Origin of the sequence: Nocardia arseniciresistens (genome assembly GCF_046764875.1) — a bacterium.
Lineage (GTDB): Bacteria > Actinomycetota > Actinomycetes > Mycobacteriales > Mycobacteriaceae > Nocardia > Nocardia arseniciresistens.
The window spans coordinates 343,588-370,296 of the sequence record NZ_JBKORD010000004.1 but is presented as its reverse complement, the minus strand read 5'-3'; the positions used below and the strand labels follow the sequence as shown (position 1 = coordinate 370,296).

Genomic DNA, 26,709 nt, shown 5'->3' with positions numbered 1-26,709 from the left:
TCGCGTCGCCTACTCCGACCTGCGCTTACGCGCCGACCGCGCCCATGATCACCCGGCTGAGCACCCTGATCACATCATCGAGCGGCGGCCGCGGATCCGCACCGCTCCAAGAGTCGACGACGTAGTTGACCGCGCCGATAATCGCCAGCACGCGCATTTCGTAGTCGCCCGTGGGGATTTCGCCGTGCATGGCCGCGTCCTCCGCGGCGCTTGCCAGCAGTGACCCCCAGACCCTGCGCAGCTCGAGCCGGAACTTTTCCACCTTCGGTCCCGCGCCGACCACCTCGACGAGCGCTACCCGCGCCTTGCGCGGGTCGGATCCGATGGACTCGACATACGCGCGCACGGACGCGTCGATGATCTCGAGTGCGGTCGCGTCGGACTTCTTGTCCAGCGCCGCGCTGACCGCGTCGCGCGACTCCTTATCGATCTGCTCGTAGAGCTCGAGTAGGAGGGACTCACGGCCGGTGAACTCCTCGTAGAACTGCCGCGACGAGAGCCCGGCGTCCTTACAGATAGCGCCGACCGAACTATTGGCGTAGCCGTCGCGCGCGAAGACCGTGAGGCCCGATTCCAGAAAACGCGCACGCCGCTGACGTTGCCGGTCCTCTACGGGTTGCCCGGCATACATTCGTCCCGTATTCGCATCCTGTGACATTGGGGCAGACAATACCCAAGGGGCCGATGCCCTCGTCATGGATCGGGCCCTTCTGGAAAACCTACTGCCGACCGCATGTTAGCCGAAAGTTGGCGGCCTGGTTACCAATGCACTGACAGGCTGGCAGAGCCCTTCTCTGACTGTTTGCCGAAACGGGCGATACCGATCACGTCGAGCCGCGAGGAGTTTTTTGAAGGGATTTTCTAGAATATTTTCCGCCAATTCGCGGGTGGGACACCGAATATAAGATCTCTCCCCATCCGACGAGTGAACCCGATCGGGGAGCGTCCGTAAAGCCCCATTTCGGCGGATCGATCCGGGTGCGGGAGAGCCTCAGCGCGCCGAGTCGGCGACCACCGCGTCCAGTAGGCCGGGGAACCGCTCCGCGAGATCGTCGCGACGCAGCTCGACAAGTCGATTGCGCCCGCTCGCGAAGGTTGTCGTAACACCCGAGTCCCGCAGCACCTTCCAGTGGTGCGACAGCGTCGCGGCGCTGATCTCGACGTCGAATCCCTCGACGCCACAGCCGAGCGGTTCGCGCACCCCCGCGAGCGCCCGGACCAGCTCGAGCCGGACCGGGTCGGCGAACGCGCTCAGCACCCGGACCAGGTCCAGATCAGCGGTGCTCGGCTGCGGTAGCTGGCGCAAAATCCATTCTCCGATCGTTTGACAACAATCGAATCATATCTCAACATACTAAGATGCTTCGACGATCATCGAATAATCTCTATCGCGCTCTCATTCCCCTCGCCGTCGGCACCTTCGTGCTGGGTACCGACCTATTCGTGCTCAACGGCATGCTGCCGCTCATCGCCGACGACCTGAACGTCTCGATATCCACCGCGGGCCAGCTGACGACGATGTTCTCCTGGACCTACGCCATTGCCTCGCCACTCATCGCGGCCGCCACCGGATCTTGGGATCGTCGCTGGCTATTGGGCAGCGGCGCACTGCTTTTCGTGCTCGGCATGATCGGCCAGGCCGCCGGGGAGTCGTTCGCGGTGATGGCCGCGGCGCGCATCGTCGCCGCGCTGGGCGCAGCGGCGTTCCAGGCCAATGCCTTTGCCGTCGCCGGAGTGGTTGCCGACGACGCCAATCGAGGTAAAGCGCTCGCGTTGGTCGCGACCGGACTGACGCTGTCCAGCGTCGCGGGCGTGCCGATCGGCATCTTCGTAGAACGCTGGATCGGCTGGCGTGGTGTCCTCTGGGCCATCGCCGCCGCCGGTGCTGTCGCGGCGGTGCTCGTGCTGTTGCTGCCACGCGTCACGCTGCCCGAAACCGGGCTGCGAGAACGCGTCAGCGTGCTGATACGCCGACCGGTGCTGCGAGTACTGCTGGTGACCACGGCCGCGATGACGGCAACCTTCACCACGTTCGTCTATCTGCCCGTTGTCGTCGCGCCGTCGGTATCGCAGAACCTGCTCGCCTGGCTGATGCTCACCATGGGCGTCGGCCAGGTCCTCGGCAACGCGCTGGCAGGGCGCGCCGTCGACCGCTATGGTCCGCAGCGCACACTGACCTTCGGCATCGTCGGCACCGCGGCCGGCCTGATCCTGTTCGGCCCCGCCATTCACACCGCATGGACCGTTTTCGCGGTGCTTGCCGTCACCGGTCTGTTCGGTGCGACAGTCATGGTTCCCCAGCAAACCCGCCTGTTCGGCATCGCCGCCGACGCGCCCACCGTCGCCCTCGGGCTCAACGGTTCCGCCATCTATCTCGGCGGCGGCATCGGCTCGATAGTCGGTGGTGCGGTACTGGATTCGTTCGGGGCGTCGTGGCTGCCGGTCGTCTCCGCGCTCATCGCCTGCGCCGCCTTGGCCATCACCGTCTCCGCCCGCCGCGCGCCCGACCGGGCTCGAGCCACGGCACCCGTTACCGTCTGACCCGCCCGGCCGATCCAGCACCGTCGCTGGATCGGCCATTGGCAGGGCGCGCTATTCGAAACTGCGGACTGCAGTCGCGGGAGGCCGATTCGTACGGGATGAGCACCGCACTGTGTTCGGCGGCCGATCAGGAGGTGGTCGGCACTGTCGTTTCCGCGGGTGCGCCGAACCAATAGGTGAGGGCTTCCCGCAGCCCTTGTGCGGCGGTGTCGGCGGATTCGTCGACAGTTGCCGCCCAAGCGATGTGGGCGTCCGGGCGGATCAGCAGGGCATCGGCGGGCCGATCATCGGTTTCGGCCGTCTGAATGTCGATGCGATGCTGCCAATCTCGGGCGATCTCACGCAGTTCCTTGCGGTCATCGAGGTCGAGCAGGATGGGCCGTGCGGCGTGCGCGAGTTCCGCGACACTGGTGGCGCCCTGGTCGGTGCGCAAGGCGAGGTCGGGTGCGAAGGTGCCGGTCAAGGCGTGTTGGTTGGGGTTGGGTATCGAGTAGCGGGTGTCGTTGCCTGCGATGAGATTTCCGAGGCGGCGCAATGACTGTTCGTCGACGAGCAGTTCCTGCAGGACTGCCCGGAGCGCGTCGGCGGCCGCGTCGTGTCCGCGCCGCAACGCCACCTGAGCTCGGGTCTGTAGCAGCGCACGTGCGCCGGTGGCGTGACGTTCATCGTGATAGGTGTCCAGCAGACCGGCCGGCGCCCAGCCCTGGATATCGGCAGCCAGCTTCCACGCGAGGTTGACCGAGTCGAGCATGCCGAGATTGAGCGCTACGCCCGTGGCGGGCAACAGGTGGGCCGCGTCGCCCGCGAGCAAGATTCGCCCATCGCGGTAACGTTCGGCCTGGCGATCCTTGAAGGTGAAGCGTGACAACCGAATCGGTTCTCCCCAGGGGAGATCCCCGCCGAGCACATGGCGAACGCTCTCGCCGAGCTCGGTCAAGGTCATCGGCTCATCGTCGTCGTATTCGGTGGGCTCGTTTTCGATGGTCGAGAGGAACAGGCCGTCGGCGCCGGCCGCGAACGCGAACACACCGCGGTCTGTTCGGTTGAAACCCGCAGGGATCCGGCCCAGTTCGGGGACCTCGATGTCACCGTTGTCGTGCACGGTCATGGAATCGGGGACGGTGACGTGGCCGACCCTGTTGACCTCCGGATATGTGGTGCCGGGGAACGCGATACCGGCCATCTCGCGGATCCGGCTGCGACCACCGTCGCAGCCGACCAGGTAGCGGGCGGTCATCTGGTAGGGCCCGTCCGGCCCACGGACGTCCACGGTCACCGCGGCATCGTCCTGGCTCACCCCGACCACCTCGTGCCCGCGACGGATGTCGGCCCCGAGTTCGAGCGCATGTTCGGCCAGCAGTCGCTCGGTATCGATTTGGGGGATCGCCACCGCCCGCATCGGGGGATCCATCATTTGGGTGAAGTCCACATGCATTCCGCCGAACGGGAATCGGGGCGCGGGGTTGGGGTCACCGCTGGCGATCTCGAATCGTTCCAGCAAACCTCGGTAGCGCAGCAGGTCCAGGATCCGACCGCCGATACCGCTGGCCTTCGGGGTGTCCCGAGGCTGTGGCTGCCGCTCCAGTACCAGCGGTCGCACCCCAGCCGAGCACAGCTCACTCGCCAGCATCATGCCGCTCGGGCCAGCGCCCACGATGATTACGTCGATGTCCGTCACTCGTCACTCCATTTACGCAGATTCTGGCTTAGGTCGACGATTCTGCGGCATCAACCGGGTCTTGCCGCAAGCCCCCCGGTGCGCTATATGTTGAGAGCGGAAAGAGTTCGGCGTCAGTCCTTGGGGGCGGATTCGGCGCGGATGGCGTCGAGCAGGTCCGCACAGCGGTCGAGCAATGTCATCAGGGTCGTTCGCTCCTGATCGGTGAAACCCTCGGCCAGCGCGCGCTCGACCCGGATCGCGCGGGCATCCGCGTCTCGCATGACCGCCGCGCCCTTCTCGGTGAGACGAGTCTCCAGCACGTTCTTGTGCCATTCATGCTGCGTCCGCTCGACGAGGCCGCGGTCTTGCAGGTTGGTCAGCACCGTATTCATCGTCGGTGGGGTGACGCCGCACAAACGGGCTAGCGCGGCGGCCGAGATACCGGGGTTTTCCGTGAGGAACAACAAGGCCGCGTACTGCGAGACAGTTACGCCCGCGGGCTTCAGCGCGGCGTTTTTGGCTGCGTTGAGTGCCTGCTCAGCCCGTTTGACCGGGGATCCAATGCGCTCGGATGCGGGCATCGACGTCATGGGTGCATCGTATCCGCCCATTCTCTCATTAGTGTCTTGACGACCATTAGAGTTCTAATATACATTCGTGCCCATTCTCAGATGTGACTACATCTGACTGATAGACCCGATGAGAGGCACGACCATGTTCTCCACCATCCGCCGCCGCCACTTTTCGACGATCACCGCCGCGGTCGCCCTTACCGCCGTCGCCGCCTGCGCGACCACGACGGATGCCGCGAAATCCACCGACCAACCCACACCCACCCGCATCAGCACCGCCTACGAACTGCCAGGCGACCGCGTCTATCCCGAGGGCATCGCGGTCGACGTCCGCAGCGGCGACACCTACGTCGGCTCATACGCCAACGGTGCGATCTATCACGCGACCCCGGGCGCGCGCCGAGCCGAGATCTTCCTGACCGAGGGCACCGACGGCCGCAAGACCACGAATGGACTGAAGGTCGACAAGGCCGGGCGACTGTGGGTCATCGACTCGACCGCGGGAGTCGCGGTCTACGACACCGCAACTCGCGCCATGATCGCCCGCTTCGACGTCCCCGCGAGCACGCCGCACATGGTCAACGACTTGGCGATCACACCGGACGGCACCGCCTACCTGACCGACAGCACGGCCGCCGTCGTCTACCGCGTCACCCCGGCCCAATTGGCCGACACCGCCGCTCACGGCGGAAAGGCGGTTCTGACAGCACAATTCGACCTGAATGCCGAACTCGCGGCGCACGAGACCGGCACGTTCACCCTGAACGGCATCGTCACCGACGATTCCGGCCGCTACCTGCTGGCCGTCGACATGACCGCGGGCGAGCTGTACCGCATTGCGACAGAGCCGAATTCACCCGACCCGATCCGCAAGGTCGCCATGCACGGCGGCGACCTGAAGCACGGCGACGGCCTGGAACTGCACGGTGACACCCTGTGGGCCGCCCACAACACCACCAACACCATCAGCCGCTGGAAGATCACCGACGACGGCGCGACCGCCACCTTGGAGCGCTCGATCACCGACGCCTCCCTGAGCATCCCGACCACACTGGTTCGCACCGGCGACCAGACCCTGGTGGTCTCCTCGCAATTCGACAAGGGCGGGCCGATGGGCCCCGGAACCCCGACGAACCCGTTCACCGTCCTGACTGTCGATGGAATCTGATCACCACAGACCGATGGCCGGACCGCCACCACGCGGTCCGGCCATCGCGGCAGAAATCACCCGGACACAACAAAAGCGTTGATTTTAGGTTAGCCTGCCCTGCATGACTGGTGTGGATTCGGCGACCGAGAGTGCCCTCGAGGCACCTCGTGATTGTTCGACGCCGCCCGCATCGGCTCGCGCGACATCCACTCAACGCCTACGACGCCGCAAGCGGAAACCGATCCGCCGTGCGCTGATCGTCACCCACCGCTGGTCCGCGCTGACCCTCGGCCTGCTGCTTGTCATCCAATGCACCACCGGTGCGATCCTGCTCTATCACGGCGAACTCTTCCGAACCTCGCACCCAGGCTTCTACCAACAGTCCGATGCCGCACCGGCGGTCAGCACCGAGCAAGCCGTCGGCATCGTGCGCACCGCCGATCCCGACTTCGACATCGGCTGGGTCGGCTCCGACGGTGGCGTCATCGCCGTCGGCGACAGCGGCTTCACCACCGCTTACGCGATCGACCCAGGCACCGGCCGGATCAATGCGCACGCCGCGCTCACCGACGGGATACTGGGCTGGCTGGTCAACCTGCACGACTGCGCATTCGGCTGTCCGAGGTTCGCGGGCTCGATCGCCGCGGTGAACGGCAAAGCCCCGGTCCTCGACGTCACATGGGCCTACCTGATTCTCGGCATGCTCGGACTGCTGCTCGTCGCGCTCGCGGTGTCCGGCGCCCTCGTGTGGTGGCCCACGCTGAAGCGCTGGCGACACGGCTTTCGGGTCAGGACGAACAAGGGCCGTTTCGCCAGGGACCGCGACCTGCACAACGTCATCGGCATCATCAGCGTCCCGTTCCTGCTGATGTGGGGAATCACCGGCGTCGCCTTCGAATTCCCCTCGGTGGAGCGGGCCTGGCTCGCCGTCACCGGCGGCGACGCCGTCACCGAGATGCCCGAGGACACCTTCACCCCTCGGCCCGCGCCGTCACAGGGCCGACGAGTATCTATCGACGAGGCGAGCACTATCGCGCTACAGCGGGTCCCGGGACGACTCGCCTATCTGATGTTGCCGAGCGAAAACGCCGACTACTACCGGGCCGCGATAGCGGGCGCCTATTCACCGTACGAGAACCGCGCGTTCTACAGCGGCGACGTCCTGGTCTACATCAACGCCGCAGACAGCGCCGATATCGTCGTGGTGGACTCCAGCCAGGACCGTCCGGTGGCAAACACCTTCTACGACAAAATTTTCCGCCCCGCGCACTTCGGTTGGCTCGTCAACGGCTGGTGGCGAATTATCTGGCTCCTACTCGGCCTGACACCCGCGGCCCTTGCTGCCACCGGCGTATCGACCTGGCTGGTAAAACGCCGAAACACGCGAAACGCCCGTGCCTTGCGTGCTCCGCCTACCTCGGCGGCGTAAACTCGGCCGACTGTTGGCAAGCTGGCTCGAGGTGGCGACCTTCGGCCGAGTGACATACGCTTCGCCGCGGAGGAAACCGCCTCATGGAGGGACAATTGACCACTCCTAGCACGGTGAAGCAAGGCGAACCCGGAACCAGCGTGCCGCAAACGGTTCCACTGACGCAGCTGATCCACTTGATGGCCGAATACCAAAAGCTCGGCACGCACCGTCAGACATTTCGAGCGGCGGCGCCCACAAGCGATACTTTCGTGCGCGGCTGCGGGATCGTCGCGGGCGGATTTGTCGCGGTCGGCGCCATCTGCGCGGTTGTCGGCGCGTACCCGGGCAGCATTGCGGTCGGGCTGCTCGCCCTGGTCCCCGCGTCGATGGGGTTCTTCTGGAGCAGACGCAACCGACGTAACCGCGCGGCCCGCCTCGACCTGTTCGAATCCGGCATGACCGTGTATCGCAAGGGCGAAAAGGTCGCCGGATTCCGCTGGGATACCGCCGAAGTACACCAGCGGGTAATTCCGTTCCAGAACTCCGCACCCTCCGACTACTCATTCGAGATGAGTGGTCCCGGCGGCGCCGAGGCCACATTCGACGACACCCTGTTCGGGGACGCGCGCGACTGGGGCAAGGCGATCCAATCGGCGATCACCGCGACGCAGCTGCCGCGCGCGGTCACCGCCATCGACGACGGCGCCACGGTGGATTTCGGTGAGATCGGGCTGAGCCTGGAGGCACTCACCTTCCGCGGCAACACTTTCGCGTGGGAACAGATCCAATTGATCGACGCCCGTAGCGGATTGGTCCGCATGAAGGTCGACGGCAACTGGGTATCGCTCACTCCGGTCGGCAAGATCCCGAACTTCTACATCTTCAACGAACTCGCCGAACGCCTACGCCAAGCCGCCGCCGAGGAAATGTCGGCAGCCGAGACCGACGATGTGCAACCGCCGATCGAGGTATCCGACGCGAAGGCCCCCGGCACGGACGCCGAGGCCCCCGGCACGGCCGAGGCTTCCGAAGCCGCGCAGATCGAGCAGGCCCCCGCCGAACCGCTCCGTACCCCGGAAGTCACCGACGACGCAGTAACCGAACCGACAGGTCCCGCCGACACCCCGTGGCGTAAACGCAAGGCGGGCGTGAGCATTTCGAGCGACTGATCCTGCGTGCGAAAGACCGAGGGCCGGTCCACCTGATGGTGGACCGGCCCTCGGTTTCTAAAAGTGTTGCAGAGCAGCTGGACTCAGAAGTCCATGCCACCCATGCCACCGGTCGGGTCGCCCGCGGGAGCGGACGCCTTCTCCGGCTTGTCGGCGACGACGGCCTCGGTGGTGAGGAACAGAGCCGCAATCGACGCCGCGTTCTGCAGCGCGGAGCGGGTGACCTTCACCGGGTCGGCGACACCGGCCGCGAGCAGGTCCTCGTACACGCCGGTATCGGCGTTGAGGCCGTGGCCTGCGGGCAGGTTGGAAACCTTCTCGGCGACAACGCCGGGCTCGAGGCCCGCGTTGAAGGCGATCTGCTTCAGCGGAGCCGACAGCGCGACACGCACGATGTTCGCACCGGTCGCCTCGTCGCCCTCGAGCTTCAGGTCGTCGAGCGCGGGAGCCGACTGCAGCAGCGCAACGCCACCACCGGCGACGATGCCCTCTTCGACGGCAGCCTTCGCGTTGCGCACGGCATCTTCGATGCGGTGCTTGCGCTCCTTGAGCTCGACCTCGGTCGCGGCACCGGCCTTGATGACCGCAACACCGCCGGCCAGCTTGGCCAGACGCTCCTGCAGCTTCTCACGGTCGTAATCCGAATCCGAGTTCTCGATCTCGGCACGGATCTGCGCAACGCGGCCCTTGATGGCCTCCGCGTCGCCCGCACCCTCGACGATCGTGGTCTCGTCCTTGGTGATGACGACCTTGCGCGCCTGGCCGAGCAGCTCGACGCCAGCGGTCTCCAGGGAGAGGCCGACCTCTTCGCTGACAACCTCGCCACCGGTCAGGATGGCGATATCGGCGAGCTGCGCCTTGCGGCGGTCACCGAAGCCCGGCGCCTTGACGGCAACGGACTTGAAGGTGCCACGGATCTTGTTGACCACCAGGGTCGACAGGGCTTCGCCCTCGACATCCTCGGCGATGATCAGCAGCGGCTTGCCGGCCTGGATAACCTTCTCCAGCAGCGGAAGCAGGTCCTTGACGGTCGAGATCTTCGAGCCGACGAGCAGGATGTACGGATCCTCGAGGACCGCTTCCTGACGCTCGGGGTCGGTCACGAAGTAACCCGAGATGTAGCCCTTGTCGAAGCGCATGCCCTCGGTGAGCTCCAGCTGGAGCCCGAAGGTGTTGCTCTCCTCGACGGTGATGACACCTTCCTTGCCGACCTTGTCCATGGCCTCGGCGATGAGCTCACCGATGGACGAGTCGCCTGCGGAGATACCAGCGGTAGCAGCGATCTGCTCCTTGGTGTCGATCTCCTTGGCGGTGTCGAGCAGGCGCACGGTGACGGCCTCGACGGCCTTCTCGATGCCACGCTTCAGGCCGAGGGGGTTGGCACCGGCCGCGACGTTGCGCAGGCCCTCGCGCACCAACGCCTGGGCGAGCACGGTTGCGGTGGTGGTGCCGTCGCCAGCGACGTCGTCCGTCTTCTTGGCAACTTCCTTGACCAGCTCGGCGCCGATCTTCTCGTACGGGTCCTCCAGCTCGATCTCCTTGGCGATGGAAACACCATCGTTGGTGATCGTGGGAGCGCCCCACTTCTTCTCCAGAACGACGTTGCGACCCTTGGGGCCCAGCGTCACCTTTACCGCGTCGGCGAGGGCGTTGAGACCCCGCTCGAGACCGCGGCGGGCCTCTTCGTCGAACGCAATCATCTTGGCCATTGCGAAGTGATCCTCCAAGTAATGAGGCTGACACGCAGGACGACCGCTTGTCGGATCGCCCCATTTACGCTGGCCAGGTGCGGTGCCCGCGACGGACGACCAGGGGTGTCGATGGAACCCGGCCTCACCGTCCCGACCTGGCACTCACAGGTAGAGAGTGCCAAGCCCTTTTTAGCACTCAAGGGTGTCGAGTGCAAGGTAGGCCGAAACGCGTCGGCTCAGATCCTGTCGTCGACACGCAGCACCAATGCCACGAAGGCGTCGGTACGACGCTCTTCGGGCGTGCGCGGCTCCCCACCCTCGACCGTGACGAGCTCGGCATCGTGCAACAGCAACTCTGCCTCGACCCGCATAACAGCTCGGATGAATGGCGGTGCCACATCCGGGGGAAGGTCGCCGTTGACGATGTACTCGCCGTCCGGCCCCGACTCAGTGGACACAAATGACAGCGCATGAATCAGGTCAGCGCGCCGCTCCCCTGCCACTAGGTCGGAATCCGTGTCATCCGCCATTGCTATAGCCTACCGGTCGGCGATCTTGACCGCTGTCCAGATCGTGCCTCGACGCGCCGACCCGATACCCGGAGGCATCGACACAAAAGCCGAGGTCGCCGCGCCCTGCGGGCATGGCGCGGCCGGGGCCGAGCCGCAAACCGGTGCCCGCCAACGTCTTCCGATTTCTATGTGACGCGCCGGGCCGACGACACGGAACTAGAGTGGCGACGTGAGTGAAGCACCGGGCTGGGACGCCATCGACGGCGCCCTCGCACAGTTGTACGAGAGTGTCGAACCCGCCCACTGGGCGCCGGAGCTGCACTGGTCGCTCGGCGGCCCCGATCCACTCGACGGAATCAGCGTGTACCCGCGCACCGATCCGGTACCGCACTGGCATTACCTCAGCTACGGGATGAGCGAGCTGTACGAGAAGGAGTGGGACAACCCCGCGGAATCCGGCTGGGGATTCGAGTTCACCTTCCGGCTGGTCCGCCTGCCCACCGACACCGAGCCGCCGGTGTGGCCCGCCAACTTCATGCAGAACCTCGCCCGCTACGTATTCCAGTCCGGCAAATGGTTCGAGCCGGGCCACACCATCAAGGCGAACGGGCCGATCGCCGCCGACCACGCGGACTCGACCGTGCATGCCGTCGGATTCGCCGTCGATCCCGAACTCGGCGCCATCGACACCCCGAACGGCCGCCTCCAGTTCCTCCAGATCGTCGGCCTGACGATGCCCGAGTACCGGGCCGCCCAAGGCGGCAACCTGCTCACCCTGCTCGCCGAGCTCGCGCAACGGCTGCCGCTGCTGGTGACCGATATCGAGCGCGAACCGCTGGTCACCGAACCGCCGCCCAAGGTCGACTGGCCGCGCTGGGGCGGCGGCCTTCGCGGCAGGGAGTAGCAACGTGCCCGACCTCTGACACCGCAGCTGACTCACAGACGCGTGCCGACGATCGTCGCATGACCCGCGCCTGCCTGACGCGGGCAGCGCCGGCGGCTCGAAAGCCGGCCAGCGCCTGCCTGATTCGGCTGCGACCCCTGATGTGCACAATCGGACGAAGTCCGTCTTCAGACCGCGCACAGCCGAAGCGAAGGCGGAGGTACGCGTGCGCCGGGTGGACCGTCATCCGGGAACCTCGGATGTCGGCGCCCATCCCCCGGTCATGACTGTTCGGCGGCGATCACCGAGAGCACTTCGCCGAGATGAGCCTCCACCTGCGGCTTGTAGATGCCGACACCGGCGAAGAGACCGAGGCCGTTTTCCTGTTCCAGCAGCGCGAGCAGGATGTGCTCGGTGCCGATGTAGTTGTGGCCGAGCCGAAGTGCTTCACGGAAGGTCAGTTCGAGCACCTTCTTCGCCTCGGGGCCGAACGGGATCAGCGCGGGCACCTCGTCCACCCTGGGCGGGATCGCCGCCGTCGCGATGTCGCGGATGGTCTGGAGCGAGCCCCCGTGGACGAGGATCTCCTTCGCGGCGAGCCCCTCCGGTTGGGACAGCAGCCCGAGCACCAGGTGTTCGATGTCGATCTGCGCGTTGCCCGCCGAGCGTGCGACTTCCTGCGAAACGACCACGACCGAGCGCGCCCGGTCGGTGAATTTCGCGAAGCCCGCGCTGGGGTCCATGGCCGCGGCATCACCCGGTTCGCCGGGCCCCTTGGCCACGAACCGCTTCTGGGCGGCCTGCTTGCTCACGCCCATGCTCGCGCCGATATCGGTCCATGATGCGCCGGAGCGGCGGGCCTGGTCGACGAAGTGGCCGATCAGGTGGTCGGCCACTTCGCCGAGATGCCCCGCGGTGACTACCGCGTCGGAGAGTTGATCCAGCACGTTGTCGGGGCGCGCTTTCTTTATGCCGTCGATCAGATCGTCGAGCCGTGCGTAATTTGCCATGCGTCAACCATAGGTTGACGATCAAGCATCGTCAACCCTTCGTTGACGCTCTCTTCGGACGCCGCCGGGTCCGCTCGAAACATCCCCACCGGTCCGGAACATGGACAGCGCCAACGACCTTCATGGCCTGGCGGCCCGACCAGCACCTCGCACGATCCGCTCCTTGAACCACGCAGCCGTTCGACCGGTCAGCACGGTACGTCCCGGGGCATCGTCGGCGTGCACGAACTGGATGACGCCGTCGCCACGGCCGAGGCTGATGCACTGGAACACGTACCGGAACCGCAGCTTTCGCGGCTCACGACCCCGCATCCTCGCGACGACGGCGTCCGCCGCGTACTTGCCGGTCGGCAACGCGGTCGCGCATGCCATCCGCAGCTCTCGATCGCCTGGACCGCCGATCACCGCACTGTCGCCCGCGGCATAGACATTCGGATGCGATACCGAACGCAGCGTCGCATCGGTCAGCATCCTGCCGTTGCTCTCGACCGCGATACCGGACCTGCGCGCCAGATCCGGCACCCCGAACCCGGTGGTCCACACCGTCACGGCGGACTCGATCAACTCGCCATCGGCCAATAGGACACCGGCGGCCGATACCTCGATCACCTTCGAATTCGACCGGATTTCGACCCCGAACCGCTCCAGCGCCCGCCGCACATGTGCCCGCGCGCGCGGCGACATCCAGGCGCCCGGCTCTCGCGAATCCAGCAGCAACACTCGCGAATCCGGTCGCGCCTGCGCCACTTCGGCGGCCAACTCGATGCCGGTTGCGCCGCCGCCGACCACCACCATTCGACCGGTGCCCGCCTGCTCGAGCAGCTGAACGGCATCCTCGGGAGTAGCTACCGAGAAGGCGTGCTCGGCCGCGCCGGGCATACCGGCCTGGTCGGCCTTGCTACCGAGCGCATAGACGAGCGCGTCATATTCGAGAGCCGGTGCGCCATCAAGGATTACCCGCTCGGTGACAGTATCGATCTCGGTCGCCCACGCCTGGACGAATCGGATCCCCTTACCTTCCAACAGCTCTCGTAGATCCCATTCCGGAATCCGCTGCCCGGCGGCTAACTGGTGCAGCCGCACTCGCTCGACATACCGTGCCCGGCGGTCGACAACGGTGATCTGTGCGTCGGGCGCCTTGCTCGCGAATCGGCGAGCAGCGGCCAGCCCCGCGTATCCGGCGCCCAGTACGACAATTCGATGCTTTCCGGTCACGATGTGGCTCCTTTTCGATAAGCAGACACCCTTAAGACCAGACAGGCTCCCGATCCCTGACAGTTGCCGGGTATGAGCGGGGTCACATGCCGCTTGCGACTGCTTGCAGGTCGCTCGAAACAACACCGCTTGCGACTGCTTGCAGGTCCACCTTTCCAGGTCCGCGGGCTTCAGGCGGGTGGCGCGGTGGCCCGGCCGAGATAGGCGAGCTTGTCCGGGTTCACGACCAGCCGCAGCGCGCTCACGGTGCCGCCGGTCGTCTCCACATCGACAACGAGCAACGGGCTTCCCCCCGCCCAGGCGACGACAGCGAGCGAACCGTTGAGCTCCTGCAGGGCGATCTCCAGGCCGGGCACCTCCCAGCGGAACAGACCGGCAAGGTAGCGCGCGACCTTGCCTGCGCCGACGATCGGACGCCGCGCCGCGGTGACAACTCCGCCGCCGTCGGCCGTCGAAGTGACGTCCGCGGCGAGCGTCCTTTCCAACGCTTCGACATCGCCGTTGCCCGCCGCCTTCAGGAATCGTTCGATCAGCTCGCGGGCATGGTCGGAGGGAACATCGAAGCGCGCCCGCCCTTCTCGTACCCGCAGGCCTGCCCGGCGGAAGATCTGCTGCGAATTGGCCTCGGTCAGCGTGAGCATGTCGGCGATCTCTCGATGGGCGTATCCGAACGCCTCGCGCAGGACGAACACGGCACGCTCGACCGGGCTCAGCCGCTCCATCGCGGTGAGCAGCGCCAGCGAAACCAGCTCGCGCTCCTCCGCCGATTCCAACGGCCCGAGCTGACCGGCGGCCGTCGGCACCGGCTCGGGCAGCCACGGCCCGACATAGCTCTCGCGCCGAGCACGCGCGCTGAGCAACCAGCTGCGGCACAGATTCACCACGGCGGTGCTCAGCCATGCCTCGGCGGACCGAATCGCGGTGCGGTCGGTGCCATCCCAGCGCAGGTAGATCTCCTGCACCGCGTCCTCGGCCTCGCTCGCGGATCCGAGCATTCGATAGGCGAGCGCGAACAACCGAGGTCGATGCGCCTGGAAACGGCGTAACCCATCCGGTTCCACGCACACCTTCTTCCGCGCTATGCCGCCCGAGAAGACGCTACCCCCGAGCGCTGAGGGAGTGCCCATACCTCAGCAGCCTGCTCGCCGAGGCTTGGCGAATCCTTAAGGGAAACCAGGAGCGTGGCCGGCGAAAACGATCAGAGCGGCAGATCGTTTTCGCCGCGCTGCTTACCGCCGGGGCGGCGCAGGCGTAGGCGGGCGCTGGAGGCACGGATGGCCGGACGACGGATGACGGGCATGCGCCGGGCGGCGCGGCGCTGCGCTCGGCGTTCGGCGGGTTTGTGCTGCCAGGTTTCCGGGCGCGCGGCGACCCAGCGTTGCGAGTGCCAGGCGAACGGGATGTGACCGAGGTAGAGCGCGACCAGCACAAGAAGCAGCACCCTCGGGTAGGTGACCAGCGCCGCCGCGGCGACCGCGACGAGCACGAGCAGGCCCGCCGCGGCTTGTGGCGCCACCGACACCGACTTCATCGCCAATGTCGGGATGGTGCTCACCGCCAGTGCGGCCGACAACAGGGTCCACAGCGCGACCTCGTAGAAGCCGACCCACCAGCCGTCGCCGAACTGCTCGAACAGCGCGATCGGCACCAGCGCGATGAGCGCGGCCGCCGGAGCGGGCACGCCGACGAAGTACTCGCGAGACCATTCCGGGCGGTTGTCGTCGTCGAGCAGGGTGTTGAACCTGGCCAGCCGCAGCACGATGCTCACCCCGTAGATCAGGGCGACGATCCAGCCCGCGCTGTCGCTGTCCAACAGTGCGATGTAGAGCACCAGCGCGGGCGCGACACCGAAGGAGATGGCGTCGGAGAGCGAATCGAGCTCCGCACCCATCTTGCTTGTCGCGTCGAGCATGCGGGCCAGTCGCCCGTCGAGGGTGTCGAGCACCGCCGCGGCGCCGACCATCGCGAGCGAGATGGAGAGCTTGCCATCCAGGGCGAACTTCACCGCGGATAGTCCGGAGCACAGCGCAAGGATCGTCACAATGCTCGGCAGCAGCCGGATCGGCCGACTACGCCGCGGCTTGGTGACGGCGGCGTGTTCCATCATGAGTCGGCGGGTGATGAGCCCAACACCGCCAGGACGGTTTCGGCCCCGATGGTGCGCTGTCCTGGTTCGACAAGCAGCTCGGTGCCCAGCGGAAAGTAGGTGTCGACGCGGGAGCCGAAGCGGATCAGGCCATAGGTGTCGCCGATGGTCAGCACGTCACCGACCTTCGCGTCGCAGACGATGCGGCGCGCGAGCAGCCCGGCGATCTGGACGACGACCAGCTGCTGCCCGTTCGGGGTGTCCAGGACCATGCTGTTGCGTTCGTTCACGGAGCTGGCCGCTGGCAGATCCGCCGAGCGGAACTGGCCGGGCTGATGCGAGACGGCGCGCACGACGCCGGAGACCGGAGTGCGCTGCACGTGCACGTCCAGTACCGAGAGGAAGATGCTCACCCGTGGCAGCGGCTGGTCGCCGAGGCCCAATTCCGGTGGCGGAGAAGCGGTGTCGACGAGGGCGACCTCACCGTCCGCGGGCGCGACAACGACGCCTTCCCGATTCGGCGGTACCCGGTTCGGGTGCCGGAAGAAGGTCGCGCATGCCGCCGCGGCAAACAGTCCGGTCCTGCGCACCCATTTGCGACGCCCACCGAGAACCGCGACCGCGAGCGGTGCCGCGACAAACGGCAGACCCGCGGGATGTAGCGGTGGAATCGCGGCCCGAACCAGATCGACGACATGGCCGACTCCGGTGGTTTCGGGCGTGCCGGACGGGGTGGGGCGGCGTGCCACAGGCTCCTCTTTCGTGCTCGGTGCAAAACGGATTGCGCCCCTCAACGATAGGTCGAGGCGCAAGCGATCACACCCTAATCGAAAGCAGCCGGGCCTGCCCGTCCGCAGCCGCGCCGGGCCGTGCGTAGGCGACGCAGCCGCTCAGGGAAGGGAGCCTGTGGCACTGGCGTCGGTTCAGGCTCGACGGCCGGTGAACAGCTTCACCAAGAACAACAGAATCGCCGCACCGCCGAGGCAGGTGAAGAAGCTGAACCAGAGTCCGCCGCCCTCGACATCGACACCGAGCAGCTTCAATAGGAATCCACCGAGCAGGCCACCGACGACGCCGACCACGATATTGAGGATGATGCCCTGCTGAGCATCCGTCTTCATGAACTTGCTGGCAATCCAGCCGGCGAGTCCGCCGATGATGATCCAGCCGATAATCCCGAGTCCCAGCATGTTGTCCTCGAATCACTAGTCGGGGCGTGCCTCCAACAGCAAAAGGCGTGCTCCGGAGGTATACCCGGCGAATGTGAGATTACGCACTCCCGTGCGGCGATCTTGGGGCTAATATGAGGGGGCCTCATGTCTACGAGTAACGTAGGTATATGGGCCGATGAGGGAACTCATTTACATGCTTCGGGGTACAACCCGGCGGCGGCGCCGCAGGTACATAGGAGACGTATGATGGCTGCTCGAATCGCCCAATACAGCGGGGCAGAGCACACGGCGATCCTCGGGCTCGGCGTATACCGCCCGGCTCGGATCGTAACGAATGACGAGGTAGCGGGGCCGATCAACTCGAGTGACGAGTGGATCAGGACCAGGTCGGGCATCAAGACCCGGCGCTTCGCTTCGAAGACGGAGACGATCCAGAGCATGAGCGTCGCGGCCGCCCGCGGTGCGCTCGAATCCGCGGGGGTCGCGGTCGACGAGGTCGATTGCGTGATCGTTGCTACCTCCACCCATCTGTTGCTCACCCCGGCGGCCGCGCCGCGCATCGCCACCGAGCTCGGCATGAACGGCTCGGCGGCCTTCGACGTCGCCGCGGGTTGCGCGGGCTTCTGTCACTCGCTGGCGCTCGCCTCGGATCTGGTTCGCTGTGGAACGGCGAAAAAAGTGCTGGTGATCGGCGTCGAGAAGCTGACCGACACGGTCAATCCGACCGACCGCTCCACCGCATTCCTGTTCGCCGATGGCGCGGGCGCCGTGGTGGTCGGACCGTCGGACGCCGTCGGTATCGGCCCGACGGTGTGGGGTTCGGACGGCACCCAGCATCACGCGATCCGGCAGGACAAGGATTGGGTCGAGTACTTCGCCGAGATCGAGGAAAAAGGGCTCGACGCGGTCCGCCCCTACCTCGCGATGGAGGGCACCGCGGTGTTCCGCTGGGCGGCACATTCTTTGGAGAAGGTCTGCCGCGACGCCATCGACCGGGCCGGGCTTTCCACCGAGGATCTGGACGCGATGATCCCGCACCAGGCCAACGGCCGGATCATCGAGATCATGGCCCGCGTACTGAAGCTGCCGGAGAACTGCGCGCTCGCCAACGACATCGAGGAGACCGGCAATACGTCGGCCGCCTCGATCCCGCTTGCCATGGAGGCGCTGCTGCGCAAGGGCGAGTCGAAGCCCGGCGATACCGCGCTGCTCATCGCCTTCGGCGCTGGGCTTTCCTACGCGGCACAGGTGGTGACGCTGCCGAAGTGGCAGTAGTCGAGGGAACCTACACCTGTGCTTCGACCGCGGCCTTGATCTTGCCGAGCGTCTCGTTCATGCCGCGCACGAGTTCCTCCTCGAACGGCTGCTCGCCGCCGAGCGCGGCGTTGATGGCCTTGCGGGAAAACCAGGTGGTGCCGTTGGGGACGTCGCGGCGTTCGATCAGCCGAGTGCCTGTCGCGGTCGGCTCCAGCGTGTAGCTCCAGACGCTGCGGTTCTCGTTGATGCGGAACGCGAAGGCCTGATTGGGCTCATAGCGGACGATCCGCGCGGTGGTCGGCCAGTGCTTCTTGCCGTCGCGGTTGAGGTTGAGCGTCCAGGTACCCGCCTTCGGCGTGCCGAGCGCGACCATCCGTATGCACTGCGGGCTGAACTCCGGCATCCGTTTCAGGTCGCCGATAGCGGCCCACACCTGTTCCGGGGGTGCGGCGATGTCGATCGTGGCTTCGAGGTTTTTCGGCAACACTGCCTCCGGTAGAACTGCGGCGACCGGGCATATTTCGGTCCGGCTAGCACGATTTGACGATTGCTTCGCATCCTAGTGGGCGGCAGTTGGAAGACAAACATGTCACATTTTCGAGTTTTGTTGACTCGCCTATGTAATGGCCGGCGCACAATGTCTGATAGATGAAGCATCAGCCACTGCCACCTGATTTCCCGTCCAGCGTGAGGTGATCGGCCGTGAAACTGCGCTCCCTATTGCAACATCTACACGCGGAACAGGTTCCGCTGCTTCCCACTATCGAACCCACCGACGCACCCGTTGCCCGTGACCCGGCCGCGTCGCACACAGCTCAAAAGATCGCTCAGGAGGAAATGCTCGAGCGCCTGCTCACGCCGCTCGAGCTCGACCAGGTACGGCATCACCGAGTGTGACCGCGAATAAAGGCGTACCTCCGCCTCCGCTCCGACGACAAGGGCCTGCCCAAGGCTTCATAATCGTCAAGTGACTTCACCCGCTGCTACGAAGCCGGCCATCCTCAGCGTCGACGACGATCCAGGGGTCTCCCGTGCGGTCGTGCGTGACCTTCGTCGTCGCTACGGCGCCGACTACCGGATTCTGCGCGCGGAATCGGGCGCCACCGCACTCGACGCGCTTCGTGAGATGAAACTGCGCGGCCAGCCGGTCGCGGTACTGATCGCCGACTACCGGATGCCTGGCATGGACGGCATCGAATTCCTCGAGCAGGCGATGGATCTGCACCCCTTTGCGCGCCGCGTGTTGCTGACCGCCTACGCCGACACCAGCGCCGCGATCGACGCGATCAATGTCGTCGATCTCGACCACTATCTGCTCAAGCCGTGGGATCCGCCCGAGGAGAAGCTGTATCCGGTACTCGACGGACTGCTCGAGGCCTGGCGCAGCAGCGAGCAGCGGCCGGTGACCGAGACCAAGGTGGTCGGCAACCGCTGGTCGCCGCGCTCGTCGGAGGTACGCGAGTTCCTCGCCCGCAATCAACTGCCCTACCGCTGGTACCTCGCCGAGGAACCCGAGGGCGCGCGGCTGCTGGAGGCGGCCGGCGCCGATCCGGAACGATGTCCCGTTGTCATCACCGAAGCAGGACAGACACTCGTGCAGCCGACGGACGGTGAGCTGGCCGAGAGCGTCGGTCTCAGCACGAGTCCGACCGGCGACTTCTACGACCTCATCGTGGTCGGTGGCGGCCCCGCCGGTCTCGGCGCCGCGGTCTACGGCGCCTCCGAGGGCCTGCGCACGGTCCTCGTCGAGCGCACCGCGACCGGTGGTCAGGCCGGGCAGAGCTCACGCATCGAGAACTACCTCGGCTTCCCGGACGGCGTGTCCGGGTCGCAACTGGCCGACAGGGCGCGGCGGCAGGCGGCCAAGTTCGGCGCGGAGGTGATCACGACGCGCGAGGTGGTCGGCCTCGAGGTGAACGGGTCCGCGCGCACCGTGCGGTTCTCCGACGGTGGGCGCCTCTGCGCGCACACCGTGATCATCGCGACCGGCGTCGACTATCGCCGCCACTCCGCGCCGGGAGTCGACGATTTCACCGGGCGCGGTGTCTATTACGGCTCAGCCATGACCGAGGCATCCGAATGCTCCGACCACGACGTCTACATCGTCGGCGGCGCGAATTCGGCGGGCCAGGCCGCGGTATTCCTGTCCCGCCATGCCCGCACCGTGAATCTGGTGATCCGCGCGGACTCGCTGGACAAGTCCATGTCGCATTACCTGGTCCAGCAGATCGAGCAGATTCCGAACATTCGGGTGCATCACCGCACCGAGGTGATCTCCGCCGACGGTGTCGACCATCTGCAACGGATCGTGCTGCGCAATAACGAGACAGGCGTCGAGGAGAAGGCCGAGGCAGAGCGACTGTTCCTGTTCATCGGCGCCGCACCGCAGACCGACTGGCTCGGCGGGACGATCAAGCGGGACGAGGCCGGATATGTCCTCGCCGGGCCCGATCTGCTCGTCGACGGCGCTAGACCGGCCGGGTGGGAATTACCACGGCCGCCACACCACTTGGAAACAAGTATTCCCGGTGTCTTCGTGGCGGGGGATGTGCACGCCGACTCGGCCAAACGCGTGGCCTCGGCAGTCGGCGAGGGCGCTATGGCCGTCATGCTCGTGCACCGGTATCTCGCGTAATCAGGAGGCTGGAATGAATTCGAAAGATACCGCCGCGCGCAGCAGCCGCCTGGTCTGCAATCCTGCGGAATTGCGCACTCTTTTCCTGTTCGAGAAGCTCGACGACGAACAGCTCGAATGGCTGTGCGCGGACGGGCGGGTGGAAAACATCGAGCCGGGTGTTGTCTTCCGTGAGGGCGATCCGGCGACCTGCTTCTACGTGCTGATGGACGGCGAGGTGGTGCTCACCAAACTCTCCGGCGGCACCGAGATCGAGATGGTGCGCACCGACCACAAGGGCGCCTATGCGGGCGCCTGGATGGCCTATATGGGCGACAAGGTCGACCAGACCTACAACGGGTCGATGACCGTACCCCGGCCGTCACGGTTCTTCGTGCTCGACGCGGGCACCTTCGCCAGGATGATGCACGAGTGGTTCCCGATGGCGGTGCACATGCTGGAGGGCGCGTTCTTCGGCAACCGCAACTCCAACGAGCGCATCGCACAGCGCGAGCGGCTGCTCGCGCTCGGGTCGCTCTCGGCGGGCTTGACCCATGAACTGAACAACCCCGCGGCCGCCGCGGTGCGCGCCACCTCCGGTTTGCGTGAGCGGGTCGCGGGGATGCGGCACAAGCTGGCGATGATGGCCGAGGGCAAGTTCGACGCGGAATCGCTTGTCTCGCTGGTGCGCTTGCAGGAGGAGGCGGCCGCGCAGGTCGCCAAGGCACCGGAGCTGACGCCGATGGAAGCGTCCGACCGCGAGGACCTGCTCGGCGAATGGCTCGAGGAGCACAATATCGGCGACGCATGGAACCTGGCGCCGAATTTCGTGCAGGCAGGCTTCGACGTCGACTGGCTGGAGCGCGTGGCCGGCACCCTCGACGGGGCCACCGAACAGGTCTTCCAGGGCGCGATCCGCTGGCTGAACTACACCATCGAGACCGAGCTGCTGATGAACGAGATCGCGGACTCGACCACCCGCATCTCCTCGCTTGTCGGTGCGGCCAAACAGTATTCGCAGATGGACAGGGCACCGTTCCAGGTGATCGACATCCACGAACTGCTCGACAGCACCCTGGTGATGCTCAACCGCAAGATCGGCGACGGTGTGCGTGTGGTCAAGGAGTACGACCGCACGCTGCCGCAGGTGCCTTGCTTCGCGGCGGAATTGAACCAGGTGTGGACCAACCTGATCGACAACGCGGTGTATGCGATGCATGGTCAGGGCACTCTCACCATCCGCACGAGGCACGAAAACGACTGTGCCGTCGTCGAAATCGGTGATACCGGGCCCGGCGTTCCCATCGAGGTGCGCAGCCGCATCTTCGAACCGTTCTTCACCACCAAACCGGTCGGCGACGGCACCGGTCTCGGCTTGGATATTTCCTTCCGGATCGTGGTGAACAAGCACAACGGCGATATCCAGCTCGATTCGGAGCCGGGCAACACGCGATTCACCGTCTGGCTGCCGCTGCACCGCCCGGCGGACAACGAGGTAGCGGCCGACCCAACCAACGCAGGAGGTCACCGATGACGCAACAAGAGCCCGACGGGATCGACCCCACCGTCGCACCGAGCGGTACGGGCTGCGCCGAATGTGAAACAGCACGGGGTTGGTGGGTGCATCTGCGCCGCTGCGCCCAATGCGGGCACGTCGGCTGTTGCGACAGCTCGCCCGCGCAGCACGCCTCCGCGCACGCCAAGGAGACCGGCCACCCGTTCATACAGAGCTTCGAACCGGGCGAGGATTGGTTCTGGGACTTCCGCTCCGAGGAGATGTACGGTGGCGGACCGGAATTGGCCGCACCGACCAGCCATCCGGCCGACCAGCCGGTACCGGGCCCGCGCGGGCGGGTACCGGCCGACTGGCAGGACCACATTCACTGACCCGATCGCACCCGGTACGCTGCACCGAACGCGCCGGAGGCTCCGGCGCCTCTAGTCACCGGGAAAAGCACGTGATGAAGCGAACTTCCGTCATCGCCCTGGCCGTCGGGGCGGTGGCTCTGCTGATGGCAGGCTGCGGCGGGTCGGATGAATCCACCGAGTCGAACGGTCTACGCAAGGGCTCGACAGGCACCAGCGCATCGGCATCGGCATCGGCGCCGGCCCCAACCGGCGCTGGCACCGCGGGCGCGCCGACCACCGATAGCAGCGCACCGACAACGCCTGCCAAGACGGTCGATCCCTCGCTCGGCCCGGCCTCGCAGACCACCTGTGCCGACTTCAAGACCCTCGACAGCACGGCGGAGAAAGCGGTGATCGCGCAGATTCTCGCGGAAAATCCGGACAGCTCCTTCGCGGGCAGCCCGAATGTCGCGCTCGGTACCGCGAAGCTGGTCTGTCTGGCACCGAGCGATGCCGATACTCCGGTCGCGGTTGCCGCGGGAATTGTTCAAAAGGCCAAGTAGGTAAGCGGTCGCTCGTGCTCGGTTCGGGCTCGACTGCGCGGCTGCCGGACGCACCGATCGTTGTCGCATCGGCACCGGAATCTGTTGTTACAGAATGCTTGCTACCAAGATAGTGATGCTCGCCACACCAATTGCTTCGTCCGACGTGGTCCGATATGAATAAACGCGTTCGTTCGATTCGTTTTGCAGACATTCGATTCACTGGGGAGATGAATCACCTTGTGGGGTATCACTTGGGGGCGGATTTCACCATGTGTGTCGGGGGTCGGGAGGGAAGTAAATATCATGATGCGTCGTACTTTCAAGAATGCAGGTCGCAAGGTCGTTGTGGCCGCGATGCCGCTGGCCGTCGCAGCGATGTTCGCCGGGGCGGGAGCAGCGTCCGCTGACGTGCAGGTAGCACCGCAGCAGGCTGCCGTCGTGCAGGCCGCAGTCGCCCCCGCACCGATCGCGCCCGCGGCGCCCATCGAGGCGAAGGACATCGCGACCAACCCCAACGCCCAGTACCCGGATCCGATCTTGAACGGCGCCGCCGTCGGCGCGGGCGCTGGCGCGATCGTGGGTGCCGTCAGCGGCCTGATCGGCCTGATCGCGATTCCGATCACGGTTCCGCTCGGTGCGCTCAGCGGCGCCATTTCGGGCGGCCTCATCGGCGCTCTCGTCGGCGCGATCGCGCCCGATGTGATTCCGCAGGTTCTGCCCTGACGTTTCAGGGATAAGCGTTGCCGGATTCTCGGGTAATCGGGGATTACCCGAGACCATCCGGCGCAATGTTGCCGCACATCGATCCGAAAGCGCACCGCCTGGTGCACTACGCGGATCGCTGTGCGGCTTCGCTGTCTGTGGCGTCGGCAAGGTTGGCATGACTCGCGGGCCTGCGCGGATCCGGCGGCGGTCTTCGTCCTATTCGACGGTGTACCGGCCAACCGCGCCGCGTCCGGGCAGAATGGCACAGTGGCAGAACTGGCTCTCACCGCTCGCTTGAATCCATCCGCCGCCGATGCGCGCCGCGGCGTGGTACGGCTGCACCCCGAGGCACTGACCGCGCTCGGGCTGCGTGAGTGGGACGGCATCGCGCTGGTCGGGTCGCGGCGGACCGCGGCTGTTGTCGGGGTGGCGCCCGCGGATACCCCGGCGGGGGTGGCGCTGCTAGATGACGTCACCCTGTCCAATGCGGGGCTGCGCGAGGACGCCACCGTCGCGATTTCACCCGCGACCGTGTACGGCGCCAAGCAGATCTCGTTGAGCGGTTCGGTGCACGCCACCAGGACCATACCGGCGGCGACACTGCGCCAGGCACTGCTCGGCAAGGTCGTGACGGTCGGCGACGCAGTTTCGCTGCTGCCACGCGACCTGGGCCCCGATATCAGCTCTTCGGCTGCTACCCAGGCACTTTCACGCACCTTCGGCATCGCGTGGACCACCGAGCTGCTCACGGTGACGGCCACCGATCCTGGCCGAGCCCCGGTGAGCGTGCAGCCCAATACCGCCGTCGTCTGGGGCGCCGGCGTGGTCGCCGCACGCGACGCCGCCGACCGCGCGGCGGCCGGTATGCCGATCCCGGTGGGCGAGGCCGCGGTTGCGGCGGCCGCGGCAGGCGAACTGGAAATCATGGCGGCGACGAACGGGGCGCGCGCTGGTTGGGGCGCGGGCAGCGGGCAAACCGTCCCGGTCGAAGAACTCGTCGGCGCGCACGGACAGGCCGCAAAGCTCGACGAGTGGCTCAGTCTCGCTCTCGACGAACCGGAGTTGCTCAAAACCCTCGGCGCGCGACCGCATCTCGGTGTGCTGATCACCGGCCCCGCCGGTGTCGGCAAGTCCACCCTCGCCCGCTCGGTGACCGCACCGCGCCGCATCATCGAATTGGACGGCCCGACGATCGGAGCGGCCGAGAGCGGAACCCGGTTACGCGAGGTCGCCGCCGCGGTCGCCGAGGCCGGTTCCGGGCGGGGTGGGATCCTGCTCATCACCGACATCGACGCGCTGCTGCCCGCGCAGGCCGAGCCGGTCGCGACCCTCATCCTCGACCAGCTTCGCGCGGCGGTCGCCGAGCCGTGCGTCGCCTTCCTCGCCACCACCGCGCATCCCGCCGATATCGATGCGCGGCTACGCGCTCCCGATCTGTGCGATCGCGACCTTGCCCTCGCGCTGCCGACGGCCGTGGTGCGCAGGGCACTACTGGAGCAGCTGCTGCGCAAAGTTCCGACGGCGGATCTGAAGCTGGACGAAATTGCCGCTAGGACACCGGGTTTCGTGGTGTCCGATCTGGCGGCACTGTGCCGGGAGGCGGCGCTGCGCGCCGCATCGCGTTCGAGCAAACAGCATTCGGAACCGATGTTGACCCAGGCCGATCTACTCGGTGCGCTCGAGGTGATCCGGCCGCTATCGCGTTCCGGTGTGGACGAACTCGCGATCGGCAGCCTCGGTTTGGACGATGTCGGCGATATGGTGGAGACCAAACAGGCACTGACCGAGACCGTGCTCTGGCCGCTTCGCCATCCGGATTCGTTCGCCCGCTTGGGTATTGATCCGCCACGCGGCTTACTGCTCTACGGCCCGCCCGGCTGCGGCAAGACCTTCCTGGTTCGCGCGCTTGCGGGCACCGGTCAGCTCAGCGTGCATACGGTGAAAGGTGCCGAGCTGATGGACAAGTGGGTCGGCTCCTCCGAGCGTGCGGTGCGCGAATTATTCCAGCGCGCACGCGATTCCGCGCCCTCGCTGATCTTCCTCGACGAGGTCGACGCGCTGGCGCCACGGCGCGGCCAGAGCGGCGATTCCGGCGTCGGCGACCGCGTCGTCGCGGCGTTGCTCACCGAACTCGACGGGGTGGAACCGCTGCGCGATGTGGTGGTACTCGGCGCGACGAACCGGCCGGAGCTGATCGATCCCGCACTGCTGCGCCCCGGCAGGCTGGAGCGGCTGGTGTTCGTGCCGCCGCCCGACAGCGACGCTCGGCTGGAGATCCTGCGAACGGCAGGCCGAGCGGTGCCACTCGCCGACGACGTCGACCTCGCCACGCTCGCCGCCGACCTGGACGGATACTCCGCCGCGGATTGCGCTGCCCTGCTGCGCGAGGCCGCGCTGACCGCGATGCGACGGGATATGGACGCCGCCGATGTCTCCGCTGCCGATGTCGCGGCCGCGCGCGCCACGGTGCGGCCCTCGCTCGATGCGGACCAGGTCGAGTCGCTACGCCGCTACGCCGACACCCGCGGCTGACCCGGCTCATCACCGTCGCCGATACCCGGGCTAACTCGCCGTAGTCCGGGCCTTCCTGGACTTTCCTCCAGTTCGACATGGCCGGGCTATGTGCCGGTAATCACAAACACAGCGGCCGCGCGCAGGTATGTTCGCA

General features: G+C 66.3%; 26 protein-coding genes. 13 read left to right on the top strand and 13 right to left on the bottom strand.

Annotated elements, in window-relative coordinates; all coding sequences use genetic code 11:
- Positions 1–25: 25 nt before the first annotated feature.
- Together ACLMAJ_RS09495 and ACLMAJ_RS09490 are read right to left on the bottom strand one after the other, a co-directional pair.
- Entirely contained in the window at positions 26–658 is a 633-nt protein-coding gene (locus ACLMAJ_RS09495; RefSeq protein WP_412013161.1) for a TetR/AcrR family transcriptional regulator, read from the bottom strand.
- A gap of 333 nt (positions 659–991) precedes the next feature.
- The gene (locus ACLMAJ_RS09490) at positions 992–1,306 is read right to left on the bottom strand and encodes an ArsR/SmtB family transcription factor (protein ID WP_412013160.1); all 315 of its coding nucleotides are present in this window, start codon (positions 1,304–1,306) and stop codon (positions 992–994) included.
- 53 nt (positions 1,307–1,359) lie between these two features.
- Between ACLMAJ_RS09490 and ACLMAJ_RS09485 the strand changes: the two genes are divergently transcribed.
- Positions 1,360–2,541 (top strand): MFS transporter, encoded by a 1,182-nt coding sequence (locus ACLMAJ_RS09485; RefSeq protein ID WP_412013159.1) that lies wholly within the window; start codon positions 1,360–1,362, stop codon positions 2,539–2,541.
- Positions 2,542–2,668: 127 nt separating this feature from the next.
- Here ACLMAJ_RS09485 and ACLMAJ_RS09480 read toward each other — a convergent pair whose 3' ends face one another.
- Both ACLMAJ_RS09480 and ACLMAJ_RS09475 read right to left on the bottom strand, forming a co-directional pair.
- Positions 2,669–4,219 (bottom strand): FAD-dependent monooxygenase, encoded by a 1,551-nt coding sequence (locus tag ACLMAJ_RS09480; protein ID WP_412013158.1) that lies wholly within the window; start codon positions 4,217–4,219, stop codon positions 2,669–2,671.
- Positions 4,220–4,332: 113 nt separating this feature from the next.
- The gene (locus tag ACLMAJ_RS09475) at positions 4,333–4,791 is read right to left on the bottom strand and encodes a MarR family winged helix-turn-helix transcriptional regulator (RefSeq protein WP_412013157.1); all 459 of its coding nucleotides are present in this window, start codon (positions 4,789–4,791) and stop codon (positions 4,333–4,335) included.
- A gap of 109 nt (positions 4,792–4,900) precedes the next feature.
- Here ACLMAJ_RS09475 and ACLMAJ_RS09470 point away from each other — a divergent pair, with 109 nt between their 5' ends.
- From ACLMAJ_RS09470 to ACLMAJ_RS09460, 3 genes are all read left to right on the top strand, one after another.
- A complete protein-coding gene (locus ACLMAJ_RS09470; RefSeq protein WP_412013156.1) occupies positions 4,901–5,941 on the top strand; it encodes an SMP-30/gluconolactonase/LRE family protein in 1,041 nt (346 codons plus the stop codon).
- 103 nt (positions 5,942–6,044) lie between these two features.
- Complete coding sequence (locus tag ACLMAJ_RS09465) at positions 6,045–7,352, top strand: PepSY-associated TM helix domain-containing protein (RefSeq protein WP_412013155.1); 1,308 nt, start codon at positions 6,045–6,047, stop codon at positions 7,350–7,352.
- Positions 7,353–7,447: 95 nt separating this feature from the next.
- The gene (locus ACLMAJ_RS09460; RefSeq protein ID WP_412013154.1) at positions 7,448–8,503 is read left to right on the top strand and encodes a DUF6585 family protein; all 1,056 of its coding nucleotides are present in this window, start codon (positions 7,448–7,450) and stop codon (positions 8,501–8,503) included.
- Positions 8,504–8,586: 83 nt separating this feature from the next.
- Here the strand turns inward: ACLMAJ_RS09460 and groL are convergent, their stop codons facing one another.
- On the bottom strand, positions 8,587–10,212 hold the full coding sequence (gene groL, locus ACLMAJ_RS09455) for a chaperonin GroEL (RefSeq protein WP_412013153.1): 1,626 nt from the start codon (positions 10,210–10,212) through the stop codon (positions 8,587–8,589).
- Between the two features lie 218 nt (positions 10,213–10,430).
- Entirely contained in the window at positions 10,431–10,724 is a 294-nt protein-coding gene (locus ACLMAJ_RS09450; RefSeq protein WP_412013152.1) for a hypothetical protein, read from the bottom strand.
- A 211-nt stretch (positions 10,725–10,935) separates the two neighbouring features.
- Between ACLMAJ_RS09450 and ACLMAJ_RS09445 the strand changes: the two genes are divergently transcribed.
- Positions 10,936–11,610: a suppressor of fused domain protein gene (locus tag ACLMAJ_RS09445; RefSeq protein ID WP_412013151.1), complete on the top strand. Its 675-nt coding sequence runs from the start codon at positions 10,936–10,938 to the stop codon at positions 11,608–11,610.
- A 260-nt stretch (positions 11,611–11,870) separates the two neighbouring features.
- Here the strand turns inward: ACLMAJ_RS09445 and ACLMAJ_RS09440 are convergent, their stop codons facing one another.
- The 6 genes from ACLMAJ_RS09440 to ACLMAJ_RS09415 all read right to left on the bottom strand — a co-directional run bounded on the left by ACLMAJ_RS09440 (position 11,871) and on the right by ACLMAJ_RS09415 (position 17,090).
- The gene (locus tag ACLMAJ_RS09440; RefSeq protein WP_412013150.1) at positions 11,871–12,599 is read right to left on the bottom strand and encodes a Clp protease N-terminal domain-containing protein; all 729 of its coding nucleotides are present in this window, start codon (positions 12,597–12,599) and stop codon (positions 11,871–11,873) included.
- A gap of 120 nt (positions 12,600–12,719) precedes the next feature.
- On the bottom strand, positions 12,720–13,814 hold the full coding sequence (locus tag ACLMAJ_RS09435; protein WP_412013149.1) for an NAD(P)/FAD-dependent oxidoreductase: 1,095 nt from the start codon (positions 13,812–13,814) through the stop codon (positions 12,720–12,722).
- A gap of 170 nt (positions 13,815–13,984) precedes the next feature.
- Positions 13,985–14,941 (bottom strand): RNA polymerase sigma-70 factor, encoded by a 957-nt coding sequence (locus tag ACLMAJ_RS09430; protein ID WP_412013148.1) that lies wholly within the window; start codon positions 14,939–14,941, stop codon positions 13,985–13,987.
- Positions 14,942–15,012: 71 nt separating this feature from the next.
- On the bottom strand, positions 15,013–15,918 hold the full coding sequence (locus ACLMAJ_RS09425) for a CDP-alcohol phosphatidyltransferase family protein (RefSeq protein WP_412013279.1): 906 nt from the start codon (positions 15,916–15,918) through the stop codon (positions 15,013–15,015).
- Positions 15,918–16,649 (bottom strand): phosphatidylserine decarboxylase, encoded by a 732-nt coding sequence (locus ACLMAJ_RS09420; RefSeq protein WP_412013147.1) that lies wholly within the window; start codon positions 16,647–16,649, stop codon positions 15,918–15,920. Before ACLMAJ_RS09420 ends, ACLMAJ_RS09425 begins: the two co-directional genes overlap by 1 nt.
- Positions 16,650–16,823: 174 nt before the next feature.
- Positions 16,824–17,090, bottom strand: a complete 267-nt coding sequence (locus ACLMAJ_RS09415) for a GlsB/YeaQ/YmgE family stress response membrane protein (RefSeq protein WP_412013146.1) — start codon at positions 17,088–17,090, stop codon at positions 16,824–16,826.
- A 228-nt stretch (positions 17,091–17,318) separates the two neighbouring features.
- Between ACLMAJ_RS09415 and ACLMAJ_RS09410 the strand changes: the two genes are divergently transcribed.
- Positions 17,319–18,347, top strand: a complete 1,029-nt coding sequence (locus ACLMAJ_RS09410; protein ID WP_412013145.1) for a beta-ketoacyl-ACP synthase III — start codon at positions 17,319–17,321, stop codon at positions 18,345–18,347.
- A gap of 10 nt (positions 18,348–18,357) precedes the next feature.
- On the opposite strand, the gene ACLMAJ_RS09405 is transcribed toward ACLMAJ_RS09410, so the two are convergent.
- Positions 18,358–18,813 carry an SRPBCC family protein gene (locus tag ACLMAJ_RS09405; RefSeq protein ID WP_412013144.1) on the bottom strand — a complete coding sequence of 152 codons (456 nt, stop codon included), beginning with the start codon at positions 18,811–18,813 and terminating at the stop codon, positions 18,358–18,360.
- 218 nt (positions 18,814–19,031) lie between these two features.
- On the opposite strand from ACLMAJ_RS09405, the gene ACLMAJ_RS09400 reads away from it, so the two are divergent.
- The 7 genes from ACLMAJ_RS09400 to ACLMAJ_RS09370 all read left to right on the top strand — a co-directional run bounded on the left by ACLMAJ_RS09400 (position 19,032) and on the right by ACLMAJ_RS09370 (position 26,573).
- Complete coding sequence (locus ACLMAJ_RS09400) at positions 19,032–19,226, top strand: hypothetical protein (protein ID WP_412013143.1); 195 nt, start codon at positions 19,032–19,034, stop codon at positions 19,224–19,226.
- A gap of 70 nt (positions 19,227–19,296) precedes the next feature.
- A complete protein-coding gene (locus ACLMAJ_RS09395) occupies positions 19,297–20,964 on the top strand; it encodes an NAD(P)/FAD-dependent oxidoreductase (protein WP_412013142.1) in 1,668 nt (555 codons plus the stop codon).
- Positions 20,965–20,977: 13 nt separating this feature from the next.
- Positions 20,978–22,477, top strand: a complete 1,500-nt coding sequence (locus ACLMAJ_RS09390) for an ATP-binding protein (RefSeq protein ID WP_412013141.1) — start codon at positions 20,978–20,980, stop codon at positions 22,475–22,477.
- Entirely contained in the window at positions 22,474–22,830 is a 357-nt protein-coding gene (locus ACLMAJ_RS09385) for a UBP-type zinc finger domain-containing protein (RefSeq protein ID WP_412013140.1), read from the top strand. Before ACLMAJ_RS09390 ends, ACLMAJ_RS09385 begins: the two co-directional genes overlap by 4 nt.
- A 74-nt stretch (positions 22,831–22,904) precedes the next feature.
- Entirely contained in the window at positions 22,905–23,354 is a 450-nt protein-coding gene (locus ACLMAJ_RS09380; RefSeq protein WP_412013139.1) for a hypothetical protein, read from the top strand.
- Between the two features lie 285 nt (positions 23,355–23,639).
- A complete protein-coding gene (locus tag ACLMAJ_RS09375; RefSeq protein WP_412013138.1) occupies positions 23,640–24,059 on the top strand; it encodes a hypothetical protein in 420 nt (139 codons plus the stop codon).
- Positions 24,060–24,308: 249 nt separating this feature from the next.
- Positions 24,309–26,573, top strand: a complete 2,265-nt coding sequence (locus ACLMAJ_RS09370) for an AAA family ATPase (RefSeq protein WP_412013137.1) — start codon at positions 24,309–24,311, stop codon at positions 26,571–26,573.
- Positions 26,574–26,709: the final 136 nt, after the last annotated feature.

Coding starts and splice junctions, on each gene's coding strand:
- ACLMAJ_RS09495 (WP_412013161.1), bottom strand. CDS start 658: ATGTCACAGGATGCGAATACGGGACGAATGTATGCCGGGCAACCCGTA.
- ACLMAJ_RS09485 (WP_412013159.1), top strand. CDS start 1,360: ATGCTTCGACGATCATCGAATAATCTCTATCGCGCTCTCATTCCCCTC.
- ACLMAJ_RS09475 (WP_412013157.1), bottom strand. CDS start 4,791: ATGACGTCGATGCCCGCATCCGAGCGCATTGGATCCCCGGTCAAACGG.
- ACLMAJ_RS09470 (WP_412013156.1), top strand. CDS start 4,901: ATGAGAGGCACGACCATGTTCTCCACCATCCGCCGCCGCCACTTTTCG.
- ACLMAJ_RS09465 (WP_412013155.1), top strand. CDS start 6,045: ATGACTGGTGTGGATTCGGCGACCGAGAGTGCCCTCGAGGCACCTCGT.
- groL (WP_412013153.1), bottom strand. CDS start 10,212: ATGGCCAAGATGATTGCGTTCGACGAAGAGGCCCGCCGCGGTCTCGAG.
- ACLMAJ_RS09450 (WP_412013152.1), bottom strand. CDS start 10,724: ATGGCGGATGACACGGATTCCGACCTAGTGGCAGGGGAGCGGCGCGCT.
- ACLMAJ_RS09440 (WP_412013150.1), bottom strand. CDS start 12,599: ATGGCAAATTACGCACGGCTCGACGATCTGATCGACGGCATAAAGAAA.
- ACLMAJ_RS09430 (WP_412013148.1), bottom strand. CDS start 14,941: ATGGGCACTCCCTCAGCGCTCGGGGGTAGCGTCTTCTCGGGCGGCATA.
- ACLMAJ_RS09425 (WP_412013279.1), bottom strand. CDS start 15,918: ATGGAACACGCCGCCGTCACCAAGCCGCGGCGTAGTCGGCCGATCCGG.
- ACLMAJ_RS09415 (WP_412013146.1), bottom strand. CDS start 17,090: ATGCTGGGACTCGGGATTATCGGCTGGATCATCATCGGCGGACTCGCC.
- ACLMAJ_RS09410 (WP_412013145.1), top strand. CDS start 17,319: ATGGCTGCTCGAATCGCCCAATACAGCGGGGCAGAGCACACGGCGATC.
- ACLMAJ_RS09390 (WP_412013141.1), top strand. CDS start 20,978: ATGAATTCGAAAGATACCGCCGCGCGCAGCAGCCGCCTGGTCTGCAAT.
- ACLMAJ_RS09385 (WP_412013140.1), top strand. CDS start 22,474: ATGACGCAACAAGAGCCCGACGGGATCGACCCCACCGTCGCACCGAGC.
- ACLMAJ_RS09380 (WP_412013139.1), top strand. CDS start 22,905: ATGAAGCGAACTTCCGTCATCGCCCTGGCCGTCGGGGCGGTGGCTCTG.
- ACLMAJ_RS09375 (WP_412013138.1), top strand. CDS start 23,640: ATGATGCGTCGTACTTTCAAGAATGCAGGTCGCAAGGTCGTTGTGGCC.